This window comes from Paenibacillus sp. HB172176, assembly GCF_011947265.1.
Lineage (GTDB): Bacteria > Bacillota > Bacilli > Paenibacillales > Paenibacillaceae > Pristimantibacillus.
In genome coordinates this window covers 208,452-230,162 of record NZ_JAATHD010000004.1, presented here as the reverse complement: position 1 = coordinate 230,162, position 21,711 = coordinate 208,452, and the positions used below count along the sequence as shown (strand labels likewise).

General features: G+C 53.1%; 16 protein-coding genes. 3 read left to right on the top strand and 13 right to left on the bottom strand.

The window, feature by feature from the left end; genetic code table 11:
• Positions 1-10: 10 nt before the first annotated feature.
• The 4 genes from HFP08_RS08190 to HFP08_RS08175 form a co-directional block, all read right to left on the bottom strand.
• On the bottom strand, positions 11-1,678 hold the full coding sequence (locus tag HFP08_RS08190; protein WP_168120100.1) for an ABC transporter substrate-binding protein: 1,668 nt from the start codon (positions 1,676-1,678) through the stop codon (positions 11-13).
• Between the two features lie 149 nt (positions 1,679-1,827).
• The gene (locus HFP08_RS08185; RefSeq protein ID WP_168120099.1) at positions 1,828-3,645 is read right to left on the bottom strand and encodes a cache domain-containing sensor histidine kinase; all 1,818 of its coding nucleotides are present in this window, start codon (positions 3,643-3,645) and stop codon (positions 1,828-1,830) included.
• Positions 3,642-4,709, bottom strand: a complete 1,068-nt coding sequence (locus HFP08_RS08180) for a response regulator transcription factor (RefSeq protein ID WP_168120098.1) — start codon at positions 4,707-4,709, stop codon at positions 3,642-3,644. The genes HFP08_RS08185 and HFP08_RS08180 overlap by 4 nt, the downstream gene beginning before the upstream one ends.
• A gap of 239 nt (positions 4,710-4,948) precedes the next feature.
• A complete protein-coding gene (locus HFP08_RS08175; RefSeq protein WP_168120097.1) occupies positions 4,949-6,322 on the bottom strand; it encodes a glycoside hydrolase family protein in 1,374 nt (457 codons plus the stop codon).
• Positions 6,323-6,643: 321 nt separating this feature from the next.
• Between HFP08_RS08175 and HFP08_RS08170 the strand changes: the two genes are divergently transcribed.
• Together HFP08_RS08170 and HFP08_RS08165 are read left to right on the top strand one after the other, a co-directional pair.
• Positions 6,644-8,461: a cache domain-containing sensor histidine kinase gene (locus tag HFP08_RS08170; protein ID WP_168120096.1), complete on the top strand. Its 1,818-nt coding sequence runs from the start codon at positions 6,644-6,646 to the stop codon at positions 8,459-8,461.
• Between the two features lie 5 nt (positions 8,462-8,466).
• Positions 8,467-9,780 carry a response regulator gene (locus HFP08_RS08165; RefSeq protein ID WP_168120095.1) on the top strand — a complete coding sequence of 438 codons (1,314 nt, stop codon included), beginning with the start codon at positions 8,467-8,469 and terminating at the stop codon, positions 9,778-9,780.
• 18 nt (positions 9,781-9,798) lie between these two features.
• On the opposite strand, the gene HFP08_RS08160 is transcribed toward HFP08_RS08165, so the two are convergent.
• On the bottom strand, positions 9,799-11,001 hold the full coding sequence (locus HFP08_RS08160; RefSeq protein WP_168120094.1) for an SDR family oxidoreductase: 1,203 nt from the start codon (positions 10,999-11,001) through the stop codon (positions 9,799-9,801).
• A gap of 34 nt (positions 11,002-11,035) precedes the next feature.
• Positions 11,036-12,103 (bottom strand): LacI family DNA-binding transcriptional regulator, encoded by a 1,068-nt coding sequence (locus HFP08_RS08155; protein WP_168120093.1) that lies wholly within the window; start codon positions 12,101-12,103, stop codon positions 11,036-11,038.
• A gap of 128 nt (positions 12,104-12,231) precedes the next feature.
• Between HFP08_RS08155 and HFP08_RS08150 the strand changes: the two genes are divergently transcribed.
• Positions 12,232-13,680, top strand: a complete 1,449-nt coding sequence (locus tag HFP08_RS08150) for a sulfatase-like hydrolase/transferase (protein WP_168120092.1) — start codon at positions 12,232-12,234, stop codon at positions 13,678-13,680.
• A gap of 811 nt (positions 13,681-14,491) precedes the next feature.
• On the opposite strand, the gene HFP08_RS08145 is transcribed toward HFP08_RS08150, so the two are convergent.
• From HFP08_RS08145 to HFP08_RS08115, 7 genes are all read right to left on the bottom strand, one after another.
• The gene (locus HFP08_RS08145; RefSeq protein ID WP_168120091.1) at positions 14,492-15,346 is read right to left on the bottom strand and encodes a Gfo/Idh/MocA family oxidoreductase; all 855 of its coding nucleotides are present in this window, start codon (positions 15,344-15,346) and stop codon (positions 14,492-14,494) included.
• The gene (locus HFP08_RS08140; protein WP_168120090.1) at positions 15,343-16,404 is read right to left on the bottom strand and encodes a Gfo/Idh/MocA family protein; all 1,062 of its coding nucleotides are present in this window, start codon (positions 16,402-16,404) and stop codon (positions 15,343-15,345) included. The genes HFP08_RS08145 and HFP08_RS08140 overlap by 4 nt, the downstream gene beginning before the upstream one ends.
• Before the next feature lie 88 nt (positions 16,405-16,492).
• Positions 16,493-17,431 (bottom strand): helix-turn-helix transcriptional regulator, encoded by a 939-nt coding sequence (locus HFP08_RS08135; protein WP_168120089.1) that lies wholly within the window; start codon positions 17,429-17,431, stop codon positions 16,493-16,495.
• A 308-nt stretch (positions 17,432-17,739) separates the two neighbouring features.
• The gene (locus tag HFP08_RS08130) at positions 17,740-18,753 is read right to left on the bottom strand and encodes a sugar kinase (protein ID WP_168120088.1); all 1,014 of its coding nucleotides are present in this window, start codon (positions 18,751-18,753) and stop codon (positions 17,740-17,742) included.
• Positions 18,746-19,501 (bottom strand): 2-dehydro-3-deoxy-phosphogluconate aldolase, encoded by a 756-nt coding sequence (dagF, locus tag HFP08_RS08125; protein ID WP_168120087.1) that lies wholly within the window; start codon positions 19,499-19,501, stop codon positions 18,746-18,748. Before dagF ends, HFP08_RS08130 begins: the two co-directional genes overlap by 8 nt.
• A gap of 5 nt (positions 19,502-19,506) precedes the next feature.
• Complete coding sequence (locus HFP08_RS08120; protein ID WP_168120086.1) at positions 19,507-20,607, bottom strand: DgaE family pyridoxal phosphate-dependent ammonia lyase; 1,101 nt, start codon at positions 20,605-20,607, stop codon at positions 19,507-19,509.
• Positions 20,585-21,682, bottom strand: a complete 1,098-nt coding sequence (locus tag HFP08_RS08115) for an amidohydrolase/deacetylase family metallohydrolase (RefSeq protein WP_168120085.1) — start codon at positions 21,680-21,682, stop codon at positions 20,585-20,587. Before HFP08_RS08115 ends, HFP08_RS08120 begins: the two co-directional genes overlap by 23 nt.
• Positions 21,683-21,711: the final 29 nt, after the last annotated feature.

Genomic DNA, 21,711 nt, shown 5'->3' with positions numbered 1-21,711 from the left:
ATCTATTTTTTTATTTCAACAATGGCACTGCGTCCTTCTGCAGCAATTCCAGCTTGCTCTTAAGCGTATCAAGCGCTTTTTGCTGCGCGTCCAGAAGCGATTGCGGGCCATTCTCCGCCTGCAAATCTGCAATCTGCTCCTCCACCGTGGCAATGGTCGCCGGAATTCCGATTTCCTCATCCAGCTCGTCCTTTATGGTCTTCTTCGCCATGGACTCCGCATCCTGGGCGAGGATCGACATGAATTTCTCCCGATCGATTTTGTCCGTATAGTATTGCTGGGCCGCGGCAAATGCAATCGATTTGCTGGCAGTGGTGAACAGCAAATTGCCTGCCGGATATTTCAGCTTATTCTTGTCGGTTTCCATGAATGGAACCAGAGCATCCGGAATATGCACGCCCTCGACCGGAGAATTGCTGACAGCAGTCTCGACAAATTTGTCCTGCACTTCCTTGCTCGTCATATATTGAAACAGATCGATGACCACCTTCAGCTTATCCGCATCTTTCTCCAAGTCCTTGTTGATTCCCCATCCATATACTTGAAGAGAATCCAGCCCCTTCGGCATCGCCTCTTCCGCATACGGAGAGGATTCCTTGGTAATTAACGGAAACGGAGTGACGCCCCATTCGAAATCGCTGATGTTATCCTTGTAGAATTGATAATTCCAGTTGCCGTCAACCAGGAACGCCGCCTTCTGGTACAGGAATAGCTGCTGCGCAGCCTGCTCATTGGCGCCTGCCCACCCATCCTGCCAATATTGCGAGAATTGCTTCACAAGCTCCACCTGGGCATTCATAACGGGATCGTCCTTGTTCACATCGCCGGCCAACACCGCGATTTCATCCTTGGTGCCGTTCAGATCCGCATTATCGGCATACTTGGCATCGAAGAAGCCGTTTACATAGTTTTCTCCGAGCTGTTTTCCCGTCCATGCGTGAATCCATTGCAGCCAACGATTGTTGTCCGCCGCAATGGGCGTAATGCCGGCGTCCTTGAGCTGTTGGCATACCTCGAGAAACTCTTTCCAAGTTTCCGGGAGCTTGGTTACCCCGGCCTTGTCCAGCAAATCCTTGTTATAGAAGAATGGCCGAATGGAGTTGATTCCCGGACCGCCGTCGACGGGCACGAAGGAGATGACGCCGAATTTATTGGCGATTTGCGCAGGCTGGAAGGATTCTTCTCCGCCTTTGAACGTATCGATCCAGTTCGACTCTGCCGCATAAGCCGAAGGCTGCTTATAGTAGGCATCGAGAGCCATAATATAACCCTGATTCGTATATTTCTGAATCATGCCTCCGTCCAACTGCATGGCATCCGGAGCGGTATGGGATACGAACTGGGTATCGAGCAACTTGTCATAGCCGTTGTTGGACAACGGTTGATAAATATGCTCAATCTTCACATTCGGATGCAGCTTCATATAGTCGGCGATGGCCTGATCATATGCCGCTTGATAGGGCGGGTTTTGTCCCTGCCAATCCATTAACTTTATCGAAAAGTTCTTATCCGCAGGAATCGAGCTTTGTCCATTCCCATCCGTTGACGCCGGAGCCGTGCTGCCGGCAGCCGATTCATTCCCATTATTCGCATTCGAGCAGCCGCCTGCGATCATCGCCATGGACAGAAGCACAGCCGGCAGCCATCTCATAAAGCCGATATTGGATTTCGCGTTCATTGAGAAATGTCCCCCTTGACATTAGAATTGCAGTCCCTATTTGGATGCTGCGCAAAGTGTCTGTCCGGACAGTTCACAATGCTTGATTTAATCTTACCTGCCTGCAACCGCTTTCGAAAGGGAAATATTCATAGGTTAAGTGTAATATTCTACAGGCGCGTCGCAGTCTCGTCATCCGCATTGCAGGGCAAGCGTACGATCGCCGCAACCCCTCCGTCTGCGTTCGATTCATAATGCAGGCCGTACATTTCGCCATATTTCAGCACGATGCGTCTGTTCACATTTTTGATGCCGCAGCTTTGATTCTCCTCTTCGCCCGCTACTTCCTTCCCGGTTGCAATGGCGTTCATTCTGTCGATATCGGCGCCCTGGCCGTTGTCGCCAACCATCACCACGACAGCATTCCCATCCTTATATGCGGATAATTCAATGCTTCCCGTCATCCCGGTATTGTCAATGCCATGAATAAAGGCATTCTCTACCAGCGGTTGAATAATGAGCTTGGGGCATGGCGTATTCAGAACTGCCGGGTCAATCTTATAATGAACGTCAAAACGATTCTCGTAACAATGCGATTGGATCGCAATATAACGCTTCACCTGCTCCAATTCCTCAGCTATGCTCGTTGGGGTATCCGAATCCTTGGTGATATACCGCAGCATGTTGGCAAGGGATGAATTGATTTCCGAGATCGGATCAATGCCCGACTTCAGCGCCAGCCAGTTAACAGAATCCAGCGTGTTGTACAGAAAATGCGGATTAATCTGAGCCTGCAGCGCCTTTAATTCCGCCTCCTTCTCGCGTATGCCGCTCTCATAAACCTCGCCGACCAGCCTGTTAATGCGGCGCATCATGTTATTAAAGCTTTTGAACAAAAAACTGACCTCGTCCTTGCCCACAGGGGGGTCCAAATAAACATCCAGCTTGTCCGTTATTTGAATAACCTTCATCGTTCGGGCCAATCTTCGAATCGGCGCTGAGATTCTATTGGAGATCAGCACGGAAAGAAGCAAGCCTGCAAACAGAGAAACCAGCGCCGTCGTACCTACAATGTTGCGCACGAAGGAGGCTTGCTCCGAAATATCGCTTAGTGGAATCAAAGCGAACAGTTGCCAGCCTGATGTCAGCTCATGATGGCTGACGGCATATTGTTGCCCATACTTGACAATGCTTCCCGAAGGAGCGTGAAGATAGACGTCGGGAGGAATAACGCCGGGCTGGGCGTCTTGACGATAGATGGCATTGCCTTCCTCGTCCAAAAGAATCATATGCGTGGCTTGCGTCAACTGGGACGCCTCAAGCTGCTTGCCGAGTTGAGCGGTATCAAAGCCGATCACCACGACGCCGACATTCTCAATAAGAGGCTTGTCCAGATGAGCGTTGTCATTGGATAGCGCCTCGGGATTTTTAATAAGACGGGCAGCATACAGCATGCGGCTCTCGCTTTCTCTCTTAAACCAGACCAAGGTTCCGTCACCCGCCAGAGTCTGTTGCAGCCACTTCTCGCCCATAACGTCTCGCCAGTTATAAAAGCCGTAAAAGAAATCGCTTCCTGTCGGAAGCTCTTGGGTAAACGGCAGCTTGTCGGTAACAAAAAAACTGACGGAGTAAGACGTCAGCATACTGTTCAATGGGAAATAAATATATTTCATCAATTCATTATTAAGCGCTTCAATGTCCTTATACGTCTGCATGAAATCGCTCGGCTCTTTATTCAGAATATTCATAATACTTTGATCGGAATAAAGCAGCAGCGTCGCCTTATCAAGTCCACTGACCAGATTGTTGAGATTCACTTTATTCTGCTTCATAATTTGATCCATATCGTGAATCAGTTGTCTGGACATAATGCTCTTGAATTGCCAATAGATAATGCCGCTCGACAGAGTCGTCAGAAACAGGATGACGACAAGAAAGATCAGCGTAATTTTGTGGTGAATGCCGATGGAATTGCGCTTGGCGATCATCCCCCCTCACCACGCTGCACCAGATTTCGATATTGGGAAGGCGTCAGCCCTTCGCTCTTTTTGAATACCTTTGAGAAGTAATGGGGATCATGGAAGCCGGCGCTTTGGGCCACCTCGCGAATGGGATATCCGATATCAGTCAAAAGCTCAAGCGCCTTTTCCATTCGCAGCCTCGTAATATAGGCGCTAATGTTCTCTCCCGTATATTGTCTGAAAATAACACTGATATAATTGGGGGACAGCCCCAGTTCGTGAGCGATTTTATATACGGTGAGATCCGGATCATGGAACTTGTGCCGCATCACTCCTATCAAATGCTCAACGATGGTTTCACTTCGTGAATTTTTCCTGTCATTGACGAATTGAACGGTTTCCTGGAAGACGCCTTGCAGCTTTGCTCGCCATTCCTCCCTCGTCTGGAGCGAAAACAGCTCCCTCGATATCTCTTCGAAAGACAGACCGAAGCCATTCGGAGATATCCCCGCCGCTTTCACGGCCTCCAAAAACAGGGCAAGCAGCTTCAAGCCAATATCCGTAACGGTATCCTGGCCCGCCTGGCCCATCTGTTGAAAAATATCTTCGAGAAGTCCTTCAAAAAATGCGCCGTTTCCTTCCTTCAAATGCTCCGAAATCTGCTCCTGCACCTGTTTTCCGTACAACATCGCATGCATTTGCCGCTTGGTTTCACGTCTATGCGCAACTTGCTCGATTTTATCGGCGATCAAGCCTATTTTCTGTTTATCAATGGGCTTTAGTATATAGTCGCTCACCCCGTACCGAATAGCGGCTTGAGCATAGGAAAATTCATGAAAAGCGCTGAGAATGAAAACAATCGTTTCCGGGAGCCGCTCTCGAATATGCTTGCACAATTCGATGCCATCCATTACCGGCATCCTCACATCGGTAATGATTACATCCGGCTTCTGTACGAGCGCCGTCTCCAACGCCTCCTGGCCGTTTCTGCAATCACCTACAATCTTTGCGTCGAGAGACTCCCATGGAATCATTTCCCGCAGCCCTCTGCAAACCATAGGCTTGTCATCCACAATCATAACTTTGATCATGCTCGTCCCCCCTTATGAACCTTACTATAAATAAGCGATAACGGAGAAGCAATATTCAAATTAAACCACTCGCTTCAACAATTGAAAAAAAGACGCCTCCATTTCCTCACAAGGAGGGCTTCTGGAAACGTCTTGACGCCTCATTTCAGAATCGCCTTCCACATGCACGACTCCTCTATGAGCTCGCTGCCTTCATTGCGACTGCCTTCTCACTGTCATAACTCAGGATTACAGGCAAGCTATGCGTCGGCAAGACGCAAATCGCTATCCGCCACAATTTCGCCCGGTCCTGCCGTTAGTCTTGCTTCAAACGCATCGTTAACCGCCAAGCTTCCGACGCTCTTGAAATAAATCTTCTTCGCCTCGACCTCATTTTCAATCAGCTCAAGCGTGCCGGGATGATGAAACGTGCAGCCGTTCAGCAAAATATGCGTTTTGCCGTAATCCTGCATCGCCTGATTGCCGTGTATATGAATCGGGTTGTTGCGGAAGCTGGAATTCGATACGGTCAACACATCAACGGGAGTGTTGATCGATAGCATCGGCTTTCGCTCATCGTACAAGACGCGAATATTGTCGAACGCCAACTGCTCTTGCGCGGGCACCGACGCTCCCGGATAATACGAACGACTGAAGCGGCCATTGTCGAAATGAATGGAGAAGGGGATTCTCGGCTTGTGCAGGTGAATATTGCGGAAGGTTACATTCCTCACACCTGCGGTATAGACGACATCCTCCTGAATCATTGCCCACTGAATACCGTCAAGCTCCTGTGTTCCTTTGACATGCACGGGCTGAGTGTGGGATACAAACCGCCGTCCGTCGGGATCGGCCTTGACACGGTATAAACGACCGTTGGATACGACTGTATCCGACTTCTGCACCTCCATTCCGGCTTCCCAGTCCCTCCAGGCTCCCGCCAGAATTCTGCAGAAGAATCCGACCGACTCACCGTTAGCGCGGGGCAGATCATGACAATTCTCCACCACCCCATCCTCGATCCAGCCAAGCTCCGGGTTGCCGACATCGTAATCATGGGCGTTAAGCGCGACGGCGTCATCATACGTTTCAAAGACGCCGCCGCTAATATGGAAGCGTCTTCCGCGGCCAAGATGAACGCCGTCCTTGTCTCCCTTGATGATTACGTCGCGAATGATCAAATCCTCGAAATTGCAAATGTGAATACCGTATTGCATCCTGCCCAAATCCATGCAACGGAAGCCTTCAATATGCAAATCGCGCACATAATAGAAGGCGAGTTGACCATGCAAACCAAAAACATCCACAAAGGTTCGACAGTCCATCCCATTGATTTCCATATGCAGATTTTCGACAACGATATGCTCGTCGTAGGTCTTCGTCAGCGCACCTTTGTTCAGAAGCACATGAGAGAACGGTCCCTGCTCATCCACCTTCCGCACGAATACGCCATTGCCGAATAGCAAGCTCGTAAAGCTGCCAATATAAACTGTGCGCGCCAGCTTGTACGTTCCCGGACAGCTCACTGTTATCGTTCCTCCAGCGTCCAGCGCTCTCTGGAGAGCGTCGGCATTCTCGATTCCTGACGCTTCCGGCCGAAATCCATAATCCTCCGCCTTTCTAAATGCCTGCATTTCCCAGTCCCCCGTTTCTTTTATCGCTGCTGCGCGTTCAATATAATAACATTATTTCCCATTAACCTAGCTTCGTCCCCATCTACTTTATACCATTCATTGTCGAATTCACAAGCCCTGTATGCAGCTTCACGGAATGCTCCTATAGAATTACTCCAATTGTATTCCCATTTTGATGATCGGGGTGCGATTTTTTCAGATTGGCTTTACAATCCTGCCGCTGTGTCTTATACAATTAATGTAGAGAGGTATAAGCGACAGGGAAGGAGAATTTATATCCGACGATTATTCTCGCCGAGGCGTTACCGCGAATGGAGCATCATGACCAAGCTGCTTGTGTTGACGGGCCTCCTGCTCTTCCTGTCCGTCTTCTTCGAATCCTATCTGTCCTACACGCGGTACACGCGCGATTTCCAGCAGCAATCCTCCGACAAGGTGCAGCAAATTATCGATCAGGTGTCCATTAATATCGATACCTATCTCGATGACCTGTATCGATTGACGCTCTCTCCCTATCGCAATTCGGGCATCATGACGGCGCTGGAGGAGCCAAGCGGCGGCACGGAGCTGCAGCAGCTCGAGAAACGGCGGCTCGTGGAGAATTTCCTCGACGAGATGATGATCTATCCGCGCAAGGATATTCTTCGCGTGTCGATCGTCACCGACCAGATTTACTCCAGCGCGCGGCTTCCGACAAGGCTGGTGCCGGATGAGAATTTGGCCGAATATGATTGGTATAAGCAGGCGCTCGCCTCTCAGGAATATATATTCGTTCCTTCTCGGAATAACGAGTTCAACAATGACAACGGCAATAGCGTCAGCGGCAATGTGCAGGTGTTCTCGGTCGTGAAGCAGCTTCGCAGCATCAGCAATACTCAGCATATTCTCGGCGTCATCAAGGCCGATGCCAATTACAAGGGCATTGTCGATATCGTGGAGAAAGCCGAGATGGGATCAGGCGGCGGCTTGTTCATTATCGACGAGCATCAGGACTTCATCTATGCTTCAAACGAGGAGCAGAAGGAGCTTGCACTAACGGCACTGGCGGACGAGAGCTCGGTTGATGACGATTACCTGCTGAACACCTCCTTCATTCCGCGAACCAATTGGCAGATCGTCGCGGTCAATTCGGTAACGGAGATGAACCGGGAGGCGATTCATACGCGCAATCAGACGCTTGCCGTATCGCTTGCAAGCGCGCTCATCTCCATCTTGGCGCTCGTTCTGCTCATACGCCACTTTCTAAAGCCGCTGCTCGCCATTGTCCGACTGATGAAGGAGGTCGAGCTTGGTCGGCTGAACGTAACGTTTCAAAGCAAGCGCAGAGACGAGATCGGCTATCTCGGCACGACCTTCAATCGGCTGGTGAGCCGAATCAGCGGCATGCTTCAGGAGAATACGAAGCTGGTCGAGGAGGTGTACGAGTCCAAGCTGCTTCAGCAGGAGGCGCAGATTCATGCGCTGTTCAGCCAGATTCAGCCTCATTTTATATTCAACACGCTTAACTTGATCAGTCTGTCCATGCAATCCGGCATGCAGGACAAAGCAATTCAGCATATTAACGGTCTAAGCAGCATTCTGCGCGGCATGTCGCAATGGGACAAGGAGATTCCACTAAGCAAGGAAATCGAGCTGCTCCAGGCCTATCTCGGCATTCAAAGCAGCCGTTACGAGGGAAGACTCTCCTATTCCATCGCCGTCGCTCCCGAATTGCTCGACTATCGCGTGCCCGCTTTGCTGCTGCAGCCGCTGGTGGAGAATGCCGTCATTCATGGCTGCGAAGCGCAGAAGGAGACGACCTCTATTGCGATTTCCTCCACGCTGCTGTCAGGGCTCTTAAGGTTCGAGGTTCGGGACAACGGCCCCGGGATGGATGAGGAGACATTACGCAGACTTCAGAGCAGGCTGGACGGGCTGGAGAATGCTCCCGGTGAAGAAGGCGCGCAGGAGAACACGGATGATGCTGCCCCGCGTGGCGGCAAATCAGATGGCAGGCATGCCGGCATCGGACTCCTCAACGTCAATCGGCGCATCAAAGTGCGATATGGAGAAGAATACGGCTTAACGATACACAGCAAGCAAGGAGAAGGAACGTTGATCATCCTCTCCATTCCCTATCACGCGGCGAAGGAGACATAATGATTATGTACAAATTAATGATTGTCGATGACGAACCTCTGACAAGAAGCTATGTGAGGAGCCATATCGGTTCGTTGCACGAAGAGTGGGAATGCGCGGGCGAGGCGGCCGATGGCGAGGAAGCGCTGACGCTGCTGAATCAAGACGAACATTTCGATCTTATTATTACAGATATCAAAATGCCGGGCATGTCCGGGCTGGAGCTTGCGCGCGAGCTGGCGAAGCGGCCTGGCAGGCCCAAGATGATTATTCTGTCCGGCTACGACGAGTTCGCCTTGGCGAAGGAAGCGATGCAATACGGCGTCACGGATTATCTCTTGAAGCCGATTGTGCGGGAAGAGCTGGCGGAGACGCTTGAGAAGATGGCGGTTCAGCTTGCCGCCGAGCGCACGGAGAAAGCGGCTTACGAGACGATGCTGGCGCTTAGCGACGAGTCTCGCGCAGGCGTGGCGCGCAATTTTCTGCGAGCCGTCGTGACGGACAATCATAGCGAGATCGGGATGCTCTATCCCCTCCTCTTTCGCTTGAAGATCAGCCTGCTGGAGGCCGAGGGCGGCATGTTGATTGTCGCGCTGGATGAGAAGCAGCTTCTTGAAAAGGGGTTCTCCCTGAGCGATCAGGCGCTGTTCCGCTATATCGTGCATCAGACCGCGACGGAGCTGACCGCTGAGAGCAAGGATATCGTCCTGTTCATTGATGACGAGGAGCGTACGGTACTGTTGGTGCCGGGGGAGGATGCGGAGCATGTCCGGGCGCGATGCGGACAGCTCTATGAAGAGCTCGCGGCGAAGATCGCGGAGATGACGGGATTGCGGCTATGGGGCGCTGCCGGAGCATCCGAGCAGCATGCGCTGCAATTGAATCATTCCTACAGCGGTGCGAACCAGGCGTTGAAACGCCGCTTAACGACGAGTCTGTCCGCGCCTCCGGTCTTGTTCTATGAGAGCCCCCGCAGCGGCAGCCTGGTTGCTGCCGAATCAGGCAAGAGCAGCGAGCATGAAATTGTGACGAAGGCGAAAGCGTATATTCACGCCCATTTCGCCGAGCCGATCAGCCTGGCGCTCATCGCCGAGAAGCTTGAGGTTTCCGCAGGCTATCTCAGCTCCCTCTTCCATCAGAACGCGCAGGAATCCTACATTAAATTCCTGACGCGCATTCGCATGGAGCATGCGGCGGAGCTGCTTCGGAGCAAGCCTTCCGAGAAAATCTACGATATCGCCGAGAAGGTCGGCTATGTCAGCGTGAAGCATTTCTCCTACGTCTTCAAGCAGCATTTCGGCATGCCGCCGGGGGAGTATCAGGAGAAGGCTCGGGGGTAAGGCATATCCGAGCAGCAATCACGCATGAACCCGCGCGTGGAATGCGGTATCGCCGGGCGCCTGCTCCCCCTCCCGCACCCGGTCCTCGCGGAAATCATGGGCCATGGCGAAAGCGATCAAATCTTTGATTCCTGCGTGAATATCAACTTGGGGAACATCTTCCATGAGCTGCGTCAGAACCGTGGTGTCGAAATGATACTGAGGCCCATTCAGATAAGGCTCGAAAACGCTGCCGACAGTCCGATAATAGAACTTTTCTGTACTGCTCAAATCCTCGGGCATCACTTCTACAAACTCATAATGGTCGAAACCGAGCGCGTTCAAAATTTGGGACAAATAATCCCGATGCGAGATGGACTGCTCGTGCACGATATTCAATTGGCGAATGTTCGTCCGGCTTAATCTTACGCATGCTTTCGCCACCACATCCACCGGAACGATATTCATGCCGGAATTCAGATTGATCTGAATTCTAAGCTTCTTGGCAGCCGCTTTCTCTCTCATCATCCAGAAAAATTGGGCCCAGCCATAAATAACGTCGAACTTGGACGTATAACAGACCGGTTGATCGAGCATTCTGCCTACTACAACACTCGGCCTGGCGATTTGCGTTTTCATATGATATCGGGCTCCGAAGCTCTCAACCATCTGCTCAATCTCCGCCTTGGATTGTTCATAGGGATTCCGATACATGGGGTCTGCCGAGGGCTCATGCTGATCATAAATGATCCCCTCTCGAATGCCGCAAGAGAACGCTGTGCTAATAAACATAAACTGACAAGGATAAAATCTCAAAGCTCGAAGCAAGGTTTGCGTGCCTTTATAATTATTATTCATCACCTCTTGCTCGGCAGCTTCGCCGATCCGCAAGTTGACGCTTCCCGCGCTGTGATATACTTGCAAGCTGCAATGATGAGGAATTTGATTATTGATGAGAATATCGAGATCATGATCGCGAATATCGCCTTCAATGATTTGAATATACGACAGAAGCTGGTTTAACGGAAATTTCTTCAAATAGTCGGGGGTCCAACGGTTATTCAGCAAGTCACGTATATAAGAGGTTGCCCCTCTTCCCTCTTTCGCGCGAATTAACAGGTAAATAACCCCTCCTTGTTTCCGACGGCTAGCGTATTCATGCAATTTCTCAAATAAGATATGTTGTCCGATCAGACCCGTGCTGCCCGTAATAAGCACATTCTGCTCCTTGTCCGCCATCATGCGACACCAGCCGCCTCTCTCAGATTAATTTCTATCAGGATAATCCGGGAATGTGTCGAGAAGAAGTCGAACGCATGACGGTATTGCCGAAATGGAATTCTCCTTTCACAAAAGTATGCTCATAAGGCTCGTTAGGATTCGCGATTCGCCACAGCATCTTCTCCGCCGCCCGGGAGCCCGTCCTCTCAACAGGCAGTACCGGACGGGTCAAGCCGGGCAGCATCTCATTCCGACCGCTCTGAATGCTGATAAGCGAGCAGTCCTCGGGGATGCGTAAGCCCGCCATGCTGCAAGCATAATAGATCCAGGCAATATCGCAATGAACCGCAGACAATATCGCCGTCGGCTTCCTCGCTCTGATCTTCTCCGTAACCTCCTTCATCCATTCCGCTTTGTCGATCCCATGCTCCGTCACATGCTGTTCGGGATTCGCGCCAATCCCCGCCTTCTCCATGACCTCTTGAAAAGCGTGCCAGCGCACGGCGAAGCCTCGATGTCTGTTCAGATTGCCGATATACAAAATATTCGAATGATTCATTGATAAGAGATACTGCACGGAATCCCACACGGCCGCCCTCACATCCCAAATGACGGAATCTACCGGCTGGGAGGGCGTTGCAAAATTAATAAGCACCCTCGGCACCGGCAGCTGGAGAAGCCTGCGCTCCACCTCGGGCAAAATAAGCGGCGCAATGAACAGCCCGTCCCAAAGCTCGGCCCGCTGCTCCATCAACCACTGATCGATGAACGCCTCTCTCTCGAATTGCGGCACAATGATCGTCTGCACGGAATGGCCGAATGGCTGCAGCTTATCCTGAAGTCCCTGAAGAATGAGCTGATATTGATGGGATTGCTGGGGATCTCGATTGACGAGCAGCTTGAACACCCTCTGCTTCTGCGTATAGATAGGAATCTGCTCGACGGCGTAGAACCGTTCCTGTTCCTTCGAGCGATAACCCAGCTTCTGCGCGCAGAGCATGACTTCCTTTCTTGTATGCTCCGACATGCCCGGCAGACCTCTTAACGCTTTGGACACCGTGTGGACGGAAAGCTTCAGCTCTTGCGCAATATGATGGAGCGTGACCTGCTTCTTGTTCGACATCCCCCGCACCTCGACTCTCTTTGTTAAGAAATCAAATTTGCAACAAAATTGTAGCTATAAATGAAAGTTCGTTTTCAATATAATTCAAAGCACAGCATTAAGCAATCTGAATGAAATGAGGTGCAATCTTGAAAAATCGTCCAAATATCCTGTTCATAACGACCGACCAGCAACGGTGGGATTGCCTTGGCGTCGCTCGCTCCAACCATCCCGTCATGACTCCGCATCTCGATCAGCTTGCCGCGGAAGGCTTGCGCTTCGATAAAGCGTACAGCGATTGTCCGATTTGCATTCCGGCCCGAACGACCATCATGACGGGGCGCTGCGCCTATCATCACGGGCAGTCCAATATGACGGTCAAGCCCTTCCCCGAGCAGGATCATCTCACCTTGCCCGGCAGACTCAGAGACGCGGGATACCAGACCCATGCGGTAGGCAAAATGCACTTCCATCCGCCGCGCGCCAGATACGGCTTTGACCGCATGCGATTGCTGCCGGAGGATTATGTCAATTGGCTGGAAACGACGCCTCATGCGGGCGAGTATCGGGGGCATGGGCTTGGCGGCAACGAGATTTATCCCGTATTCGCTTCCACGCCTATACCCTTCACGCATAGCCACTGGATTGTGGAAGAGTCGATCGATTTCATACGCCAGCTTGATCCGCATCATCCCTTCTTCATGTGGACCAGCTTCGAAGCTCCGCATGCGCCGTTTGATCCGCCGGAAAGCTTCGTTCGTCTCTATGATAATGCGGATATTCCGGAGCCGTTGTCGGGAGATTGGGAGGATGAGGAAGCCGCTCCAAATTGGGTGAAGCATACGAGATGGGCAGGCAAATTCGATGAGCTTCCCGCGCATGTCATTCGCGCTGCGCGCAAGCATTATTACGCGCAAATTACCCATATCGACTACGAGCTGGGAAGGCTGTTCGGCGAATTGAAGAGCCAAGGACTCTATGACAATACGCTTATCCTCTTCACCTCCGATCATGGCGAAATGCTGGGGGATTTCAATCTTTTCCACAAATCCGCCTTCTACGAATCCTCCGCCCATGTCCCCTTTCTCTTGAAATGGCATGAGCAGGCGAATCACTCTTGGACGAAGGGGCAGTTGGCGGACGGCGCCGTTCAATTAGCCGATATCTACCCTACCTTGCTGGATGCCGCGGGATTATGGTCCGCTCAAGATGAGGAATCACGAGATGGAGTAAGCCTGCTTCAGGCTCAAGAGTCCGATTTGCAGGATCGCTGGATTTGCGGTTATATGAACAAGCTTGACGGCTTCTACATGGCCACCAATCGCAAATGGAAATATATTTATTACGTTAATGGAGGAATGGAGCAATTATTTCATCTTGTGAATGATCCTGAAGAAAGGCATAATGCTGCCGCCGAGCATCCCGAAGCGCTCGCCATCTGTAGGCGGAAGCTGCTCGAGGCGATCCCGGAGCTGGAGGATTCCCAGTCTGAAACCGGCTTGAAGCGCACCACCACTCCGCTTCCATCGAAGCAAGAAGTGAAAGCTGTTAACGGCTTGGCTTGGCGCGGGCCGATTCGTTACGGGAAGGGGTATTAAATCGGATAGACATTAATTGAGCAGCCGAATCTCGTGTGAAATTGGCTGCTCTTTCGCTAATAAATTGCTCTTTTAACGAATAAGAATGACCTCGATGCCCGCAGCATCTACATTCGACCAGGCTCGGTCCGCAACCTTCTTATTCATCTCGAGCCTCTTTCTTTCGATCCGCTATAAGTTGCTCAGACAATAATGGTTCATTGACTTGATATTCCACCATCTATTCTTGCACATACTGTATGGCTTGCTTGCGGGTCATAAGAATAGAGTCTCCCTTTTCCAATGACAACACCTCCAGCTGGGAAAGAATCACAATCGTTTTTTACATTTAATGGTCATGATGTTATACCTATTATTCCATGCTGTTTGCAAAAATACAACGATGAACAACCGCTGTAATTTTAGGTGTATACAGATCGAAGTTTTGGCATTCCAAAAAGCAATGGGGAAAAGACGTTAATACTGGATTATTATATGCCGTGCGTGACTCCGATTCTTAACAGTCGCCGGAGCTAGGCAGAGGATTGACAGAAGAAATCCTAACGAATACTGAATTCGTTAGGAGGCTTCTAACCGTATGAATCTGAATCTAACGAAAGTGTATATGCTTATTTGCCAATTTTGCTCTGTAGGTAGGGATATTTTGGCGCAATAGCATTGTGAGTCTTCGTTAAATGTTTGATATGTCTGTTTTTGAGTAAATAACGCTTTGAATCTTCGTTAGAGATGGGTCTCAGCTATTCCACCTCCACCTCGGGAGCATGAACTCGCTGACTTGGTCTGAGCGCGAATCGGAACTACTCATTAAACTTCATGGCAGCTCAATCCACTCGTCGCGGCGCGAGAGAGCAACTCCGCCCGCCTCGATGAGCGCCATGACGGCAAGTGTCTCCGCAGGCGGCACCGGCACTTCGCGAGTCTCGAAGAATCGCAGCATCGCTTCCATCAGCCCTTCGAACATGTCGGAGCATTGCGGGATGTAGCCGCCTTGCCCGTCCTTCTGTTGAAGAATCGCCTGAAAGGGCGCGCTGCTGAGCTGCAAATAGGAGGCTTGGCGTTCGCCGTCGAACTCAACGATGATTTGGCGTCCCTGATCGTTCGACAGACTCTTGAGGCGCCGCGCGCCCGTTCCCATGAGCGTAACGATCATCTCGAATTGATGCACCGCATAATTGGCGAACCTGCCCGGACCCGAGACAGCCAAATAACTGATTTCTTCGGCATTCAGCTTGCCCGCTTGCTCCTGGATTTCCTTCGCGAACCGAAGCGCCGAGCTGGAGAACAGCGGCGTGCCGCCCGCTTCCGCCTGCTGGAATATGCGCTTCGCTGCTGCTACCTCGGGCGCGAAGGTTTTGTCCATATAGACCGGCTTGCCCGACTGAAGCGCCAATTGAGCCAAGCGCTCGTGATGCTCGGGATGATCCGGAGACAAAATGACGATGGCGTGGGACAGCTCGACCAGCTCTTCGAGGGAGTCCAGCCTCTGCACGTTATGCTTTGCGCACCAGTCATCCGTGGAGAGGCCGTCCGGCTTGTCGATCTCCGCCCATGCGTAGGCCAGCTCCCAATCCAATCCGAGCAGCTTCGCGCGTTCTTCGAGCCAAGCCGGATAGTTATTCGCATGCCATTCATCCAGAAAGTAGTCGATGAAGCCTATTTTCTTCACAGGACGACCTCCTTGCCTTGCGCGGCCGATTCGTAGATGGCGTCCATTACCTGTGTCGTCACCAGCGTGTGATCAATATTGGCGCGGTTCTTCTTGCCAGACGCGATCGATTCCAGGAATGACTTGATCTCGGCCTCGAACATGTTCTCCTTCTCAAAGGTTGCCGCCGTTTCGTACAGCATGCCGTTCTTGCTCGTATACAGGGTGAAGTCGCCGCCATACTGCAGCTTGATGCCGCCCTTGCTGCCGAGGAACTCTACGAACATTGCCCGTTCGCCGATATTTTGCGCCCATGCGCCATTCATGCTGATTGTCGGACCTGAAGTGCGAATCAAGCCGGTCACGAAATCCTCCACGTCGAAGATGCCGTCCAGAATCGGCGGTCCCGCCCACATGCTGGTATAGACGTAATCCTTCATCCGACGTCCGAGCTCGCCATACGCCGCTCCGGATACAGCCATCGCCTTCGCATTCTCGCCTAGCGCGTAGAAGATCAGATCGAGGAAATGCACACCCCAATCGATGAGCACGCCTCCGCCGGAATGGGCTTTGGTCGTGAAGGGTCCTCCCAGGCCCGGTATGGAGCGATGCGAGCGGAAGGAGCAATACACATGATAGAGATTGCCAAGCTCGCCTTCCTCGATCAATGCCTTGATCTTGTTCACCGCCGTGTTGAACCGGTTGACGACGCCAATGTTCAGCATCCGGTTATTGCGATCGGCGGCCTCTTTCATCCCCATTGCTTCTGTGTACGACATCGCTGCCGGCTTCTCGCACAGCACATGCTTGCCTGCGTTCAGGGCAGCGATCGAGACCGGCGCATGCGACGCGTTCGGCGTGCAGACCGAGACGGCATCGATCTCAGGATCGGCCAGAACCGCCGCCAGATCGCTGGTTGCATGCGGAATATCAAAGTCTGCGGCAAGCGAAGCCGCTCTCTCCGTCTCGGCATCCACCACATATTTGATTTCCGCCAGCCCGCTGTTCACATAGCCGGGAACATGCTGCGTGCGAGCGATTTGGCCGCAGCCTATTATTGCGATTTTCAGTTTTTTCATCTGGTGGATAACCTCCCCTGGTTAAGTTAGCCCTATTATAACAACGGGATTCGCGATCGGCTTTGGCCGCGGTTGTTTTCATTCGTTGTCATTTTTTTAGATTGTCGGCCAGGGCTTGATATTCGGTCGGCGACATGCCGTAATGCTGCCGGAAGGCTTTGCTGAACGCATGAATGGAATGGTAGTTGAGCCGCTCGGCAATGTGCGTGACCGTGAGCTGCCCGGCGCGCAGCCACTCCCCCGCAAGCTCGAAGCGCTTGCGATTGTAGTACTCCTTGATCGTTCGGCCCGTCTCTCGCGAGAAGATATGGGACAGGTACGAATAGCTGTAATTCAGCTCATCGGCAATTTCGGTCAATTCTTCGATTTCCGTCAGCCGAGAATCGATATAATGAATGATCCGGTATACGATTTGCCTGGGATGATCGGATTTGGCCTTCGGATCATAGTCGTAGTCCCAGCGTTCGTAGAAGGCGCGATAAGCCGCAACCAACACTTGTCTCAAATAAGACTCGATCATAATAGCGGCGTACCCGCTCGGATGCATCAGCTCCTGGAACAAGCCGACGAACGCTGCGGCGACCGGCTGCTGATTCGCCGCAACTGGATCCGCCGTCTGATCAAGCATGCGAAGCATAGCGAAGAAGGCGTCTGCATCCTTCGCAGCGCCTTCCGCGTGCTCCTCCAATGAGAAGCCGATATAGAAAAAACGAAACGGATCCGCCTTGTCGGCAATCCCGTTATGCCTTTGTCCCGGTCTGTGCAGGATGAGGTCGCCCTCCTTCACCTCGAAGTAATCTGAATCGCTGGTGAAGACGCCTTTTCCCGAGGCGATATAGCTGATCTCATGGCAATATTGCACATGCTCGCCGATTTCGTAGCCCGGCGCGCAGCTCAAATCCCCGATTTGATACAGCGTGACGGGTCCGTAGACTTTCGGATCATGTCGATACTGGTTGTCGAAATGAAAGCGCGCATGCTTCCTTGCATCCGTATCGAACGGCTGTTCCTTGTGCTTGTCCTCCATCTGCCATGAGCGCCTCCTTCGCTAACGCATTTGTCGACCACTGCGCACCGGCCGACGCTCTCCAGCTCTGATTTCCTGCGTTACAGCTCCTACTCGAGCCTGCTTCGGCTCTCCAACGCTAATTCCCTGCGTTGCAGCTCCTACTCATGCCGGCTTCGGCTCTCCAACGCTGATTTCCTGCGTTGCAGCAACTCCACGCGCCGACTTCTACTCTCCTGCGCTGATTTTCTGCGCTGCAGCAACTCCACGCGCCGACTTCTGCTCTCCAACGCTGATTCTCTGCGCTGCAGCAGCGCCAAAAGTCAGCTTCATCTTCTCACGTCGCTTATACCTTCCCGCATCGCTTCCAGCACTTCTCTCTCCGTCGCGAGCGGCGTATCGCCTTCTACGGTGTGAGCCAGCATCGCCGCGGCGCTCGCAAAGCTGACCGTATGGGCGGCGTCCGCTCCTTGCAGCTCCCCGTGTATAATGCCGCTGGCGTACGCATCGCCCGCCCCTACCCGATCATGCACGGCGAAGACGAGCGGCTTGGCGAAGGAGAACTGTCCCGCCTTGTGCAGGTAGCCTCTTAATTCATGCGTGCCGTCCGCGTTGATGCTGCGATGCGTGCCGGCCACCGTACGCAAGCCGTATTGCTCCGCCGCTTGCGGAATCAACTCCTGAAGCTGGGCCATGCGGTCCTTCTTGCCAGTCGGCATCTCCAGAATATGAATAGCGTCGCGTTCATTCATGAAGACGATATCCGCAAACGCCAGCATTTCTCGATAATGAGGACGAGCCAGCTCGTACCCGCCTTCGCCCCACAGCGACGGGCGATAGTTGCAGTCGAAGATGATCGTCTTGCCGGCATCCTTCGCGAAGCGAGCGAAGCGCTTCATCGCATCGCGAACGCGGTCGTTCATCGCCAGCGTAATACCGCAGAAATGCACAGCGTCCGAGTCTGCCGCCGCACCGGCAAGCAGCTCATCAGGGAAATCGGCCGTATTGAAGCTGCTGCCCCATCGATCCGTGTATGTGACCCGGCTGGGCCTCGCGCCGAAGCCATGCTCCAGGAAGTAGCTGCCGATATAGCGTCCGCCGCGCGCAATGTAACGCGTATCAACGCCGAGCCGACGCAAATAGCCAACGGCCGCGTCGCCAAGCGGATTATCCGGCAATACGCTCGCCACTCGTCCGCTATGGCCGTACCGCGTCAAGGCAGATGCGACATTGACTCCGGTCCCGGAGAAGGAATAGTTCAGCGTCGAGCTTTGCGCCAGCGTCGCGTAACGCGGCGCTTCCAGCCGCATCATCACTTCGCCGAATGCCGTTATTTTACTCATATCGATCAACCAGGCTCTTCAATGCTCCGTACAGCTTCCGCACATCGGACACCCGCGTCGCTCCAGTCTCCTTATCGATGATTGAGGAGTACACATGCGGAATAATCTGCGGCACGCCTGCTTGCAGCGCGATTTCCACAATCGCCTCGAAGTTGTCGAGATCAATGCCGCCGGTAGGCTCTAGCGCGAAGCCTTCCTCGCCGCATGCTTTGGCCACTTTGCGGAACTCGTCCACAAGCTTAAGACCGCCCATCGGAAAATACTTCAAAGCATTGCCGCCCATATCGCGCACCAGCGCAATGGCCGACTTCACGGGAACAATCGCTTTGTCCTCTACCGCGCTGCTCGCGACGCCGGTGGAGATGTTGACGAAGCCCGGCTTGCCGCAAGGCGATACAAGCGCATTGACCCACCCGTCTCTGCCGTTCAGGTTAGCGCGGGTTGCGCCAACGGAAGGGAAGATCTGATTGATATGCCCGCCCGCGTAGCTCTTCACGATTTCTTCCACGACGGCGGCCTGGCGATTGTCGCCCGCTCCGAGCCCGATGGAGACGGCGTCGTCAATCGCGGCTCCATATTCCTTCATGGCCTCAACGGCCGACGCGGCATCGGGATAGGACTTGGACAGTACGCCAACAAGCATATGCCCTTCCGCCGCCTCGAATACATCCTTCGCATTTTGAATCGAATTGGTCAGCACATTCAGTGCCGCTCTGCCCTTATACATCCGTTTGTTCATATTGCTCATATCCCTTAACCCCCAATGATTTCGCGTATTCTAGTCGCAATAACAGTCATGTCGTCGCCTTGCAACGATCGTGGATCGATATCAAAATAACCCTGCTTCACGCCATAGTCTCGCGTATAGACCGCGATGTCGCCTTCGCGCAGCTGATCATTCACCTCTGCGGCTCCGATACCCGCCTCGCCAGCGTCGATTCGGATGCGGCTGCGGAAAATCGCGCGACCCGCCTCGTCCTGCACGACCTCTACCGTTACGCCGGGCAAATTACCTAGCGCGTCCAGCTCGACCAGAGCCGCCTTCTCCTGCTCGCTCTTATCCTGGCGATTCATAAATTCGTCGAGCGCCTGCAGCAAGCCGAAGATGCTCTCCTTGCCCACCTTCATGCTGCGGCCAATGCCATGCAGCTGCGTCCGTACCCAGTCCGTATAAGGCTGCTTGCCGGCCACGATGCCGGACGTCGGCCCTTCGATCGCCTTCGACCCGCTATAGATCGCCAAATCGGCGAAACGGACATATTTGCGAAGATCCTCCTCGGCAGCCGCATCTACGATGAGCGGAACGCCGAGACGATTTGCCAGCTCGCTGACCTCCTCCACGGAAATCATGTTCTTCTGCACGCAATGATGCGACTTGACGAACAGAATCGCCGCCGTCCGCTCCGTAACTGCTTCTTCAATATGAGAGGCGCGTCCTTCATTGGCGAAGCCTACCTCCACCAGTTGTCCTCCGCCAAGCGCCACCATCGTCTCCACTGGCGCGCCGTACTGCACATTATGGCCTTTGAACATAATAATCTCGTTCGCGAAAATCGCATCCTGATGCAGACGCAGACTCGCGCGGGTCTTCCCCTTCGTTACTAATGCTGCAACGGATAACGCAATGCCGCTCGACGCCGAATTGACGGCAACCGCGCCCTGGGCTCCAAGCACGCGGGCGATATGCTCGCCGGATTTGACCACCAGATCGGCCATCTCCACATATTGCTGACCGCCTTGCTTCACGGCCTCCATCACCGTGTCCGTCGGAGCGGAAACGCCCAGAATGCTCATTCTTCCACTTGCGTTGACAACACGCTTCAAACCGTATTTAGCATGCATCGTATGTTCCATCGACAACCACTCCCTTTGCTTCTATATACTCGCTTGCGATTCGCTCCTGCCCTTCCGAATCTACTAGTCGTTTGGCTCCCCGCTTTACTTCGAACAAGGTCAAATTGGCCGGACCTCCGACCTCGATGCGCCCAAGCTCCGGTTGCCCGATGCGCTCAGCCGCATTCCGGGTGACCATCTGAACGACCTCCTGCAGACGATAGCCCAGCAACAAGAACTTGCTCATCGTGTCCGCCATGCTGAAGACGGGTCCGTTCAAGCGATTGTTCTTATAAATATCCGTACTTATCGTGCCCGGATGAATGCCCGCCGCCTTCGCACGCTCCGCGACCTCGAACGAAAAGCTCGCCGTGCCATGCCCGACGTCGAGATGGACGCCTCTCGCCAAAGCTTCAAGCAAAGCTGGAATCGGCTCCCCCGACTCGTCGAACAGATTATTCGCCTTGCCGTTCAGAAAGTGAGTCACAATGTCGCCCTGTCGCAGCAAGTCCATCACTTCGCTAATGGCCGGCGGCCCGGAGCCGATGTGAACCATCAGCGGCAGCTGATATTGGTCTGACCATTTTCTCGCGATTCGAAGCGGCTCAAGTCCTTGCTCCTTCACGACGCTGCGGCTGATCCTGGCTTTCATGCCTACGATGAAGCCCTGATATTGCTCGAGCGCCTCCCGAAGCTTGTCCTCGTCCAGCCATTCCAGCTGCGACAGCTCATCGATGCGCGCAAGGCCGATATGGGATATGTTCAAAAAAGCTCGAACCCTGGTGCTCGCCTGCGACGCCGCGGCTTGCAATTCGCCGATGCGATCGGCTCCGCAGCTGCCGGCGTCCACGATTGTGCCGACGCCCAGCTTCACGCCGATCTCATCGATTTCGTCGCCGTAGGGGTCAAGCTCCGGCACGGCATGCACATGCAGATCAATCCAGCCCGGGGACACATACTGCCCTTTGCCATCTACGATGCGATCTGCCTGCCCCTCTCCCGGAGGCAATATGCCGCTGACGATACCATCCGTTATGACAATATCCTGCCTCCTGCCGTCGAGCAAAGCAACGTCGCGCAATACCCATTGTTCCATTCTGCTCACCTTCCATTCCTTTTCGTGCG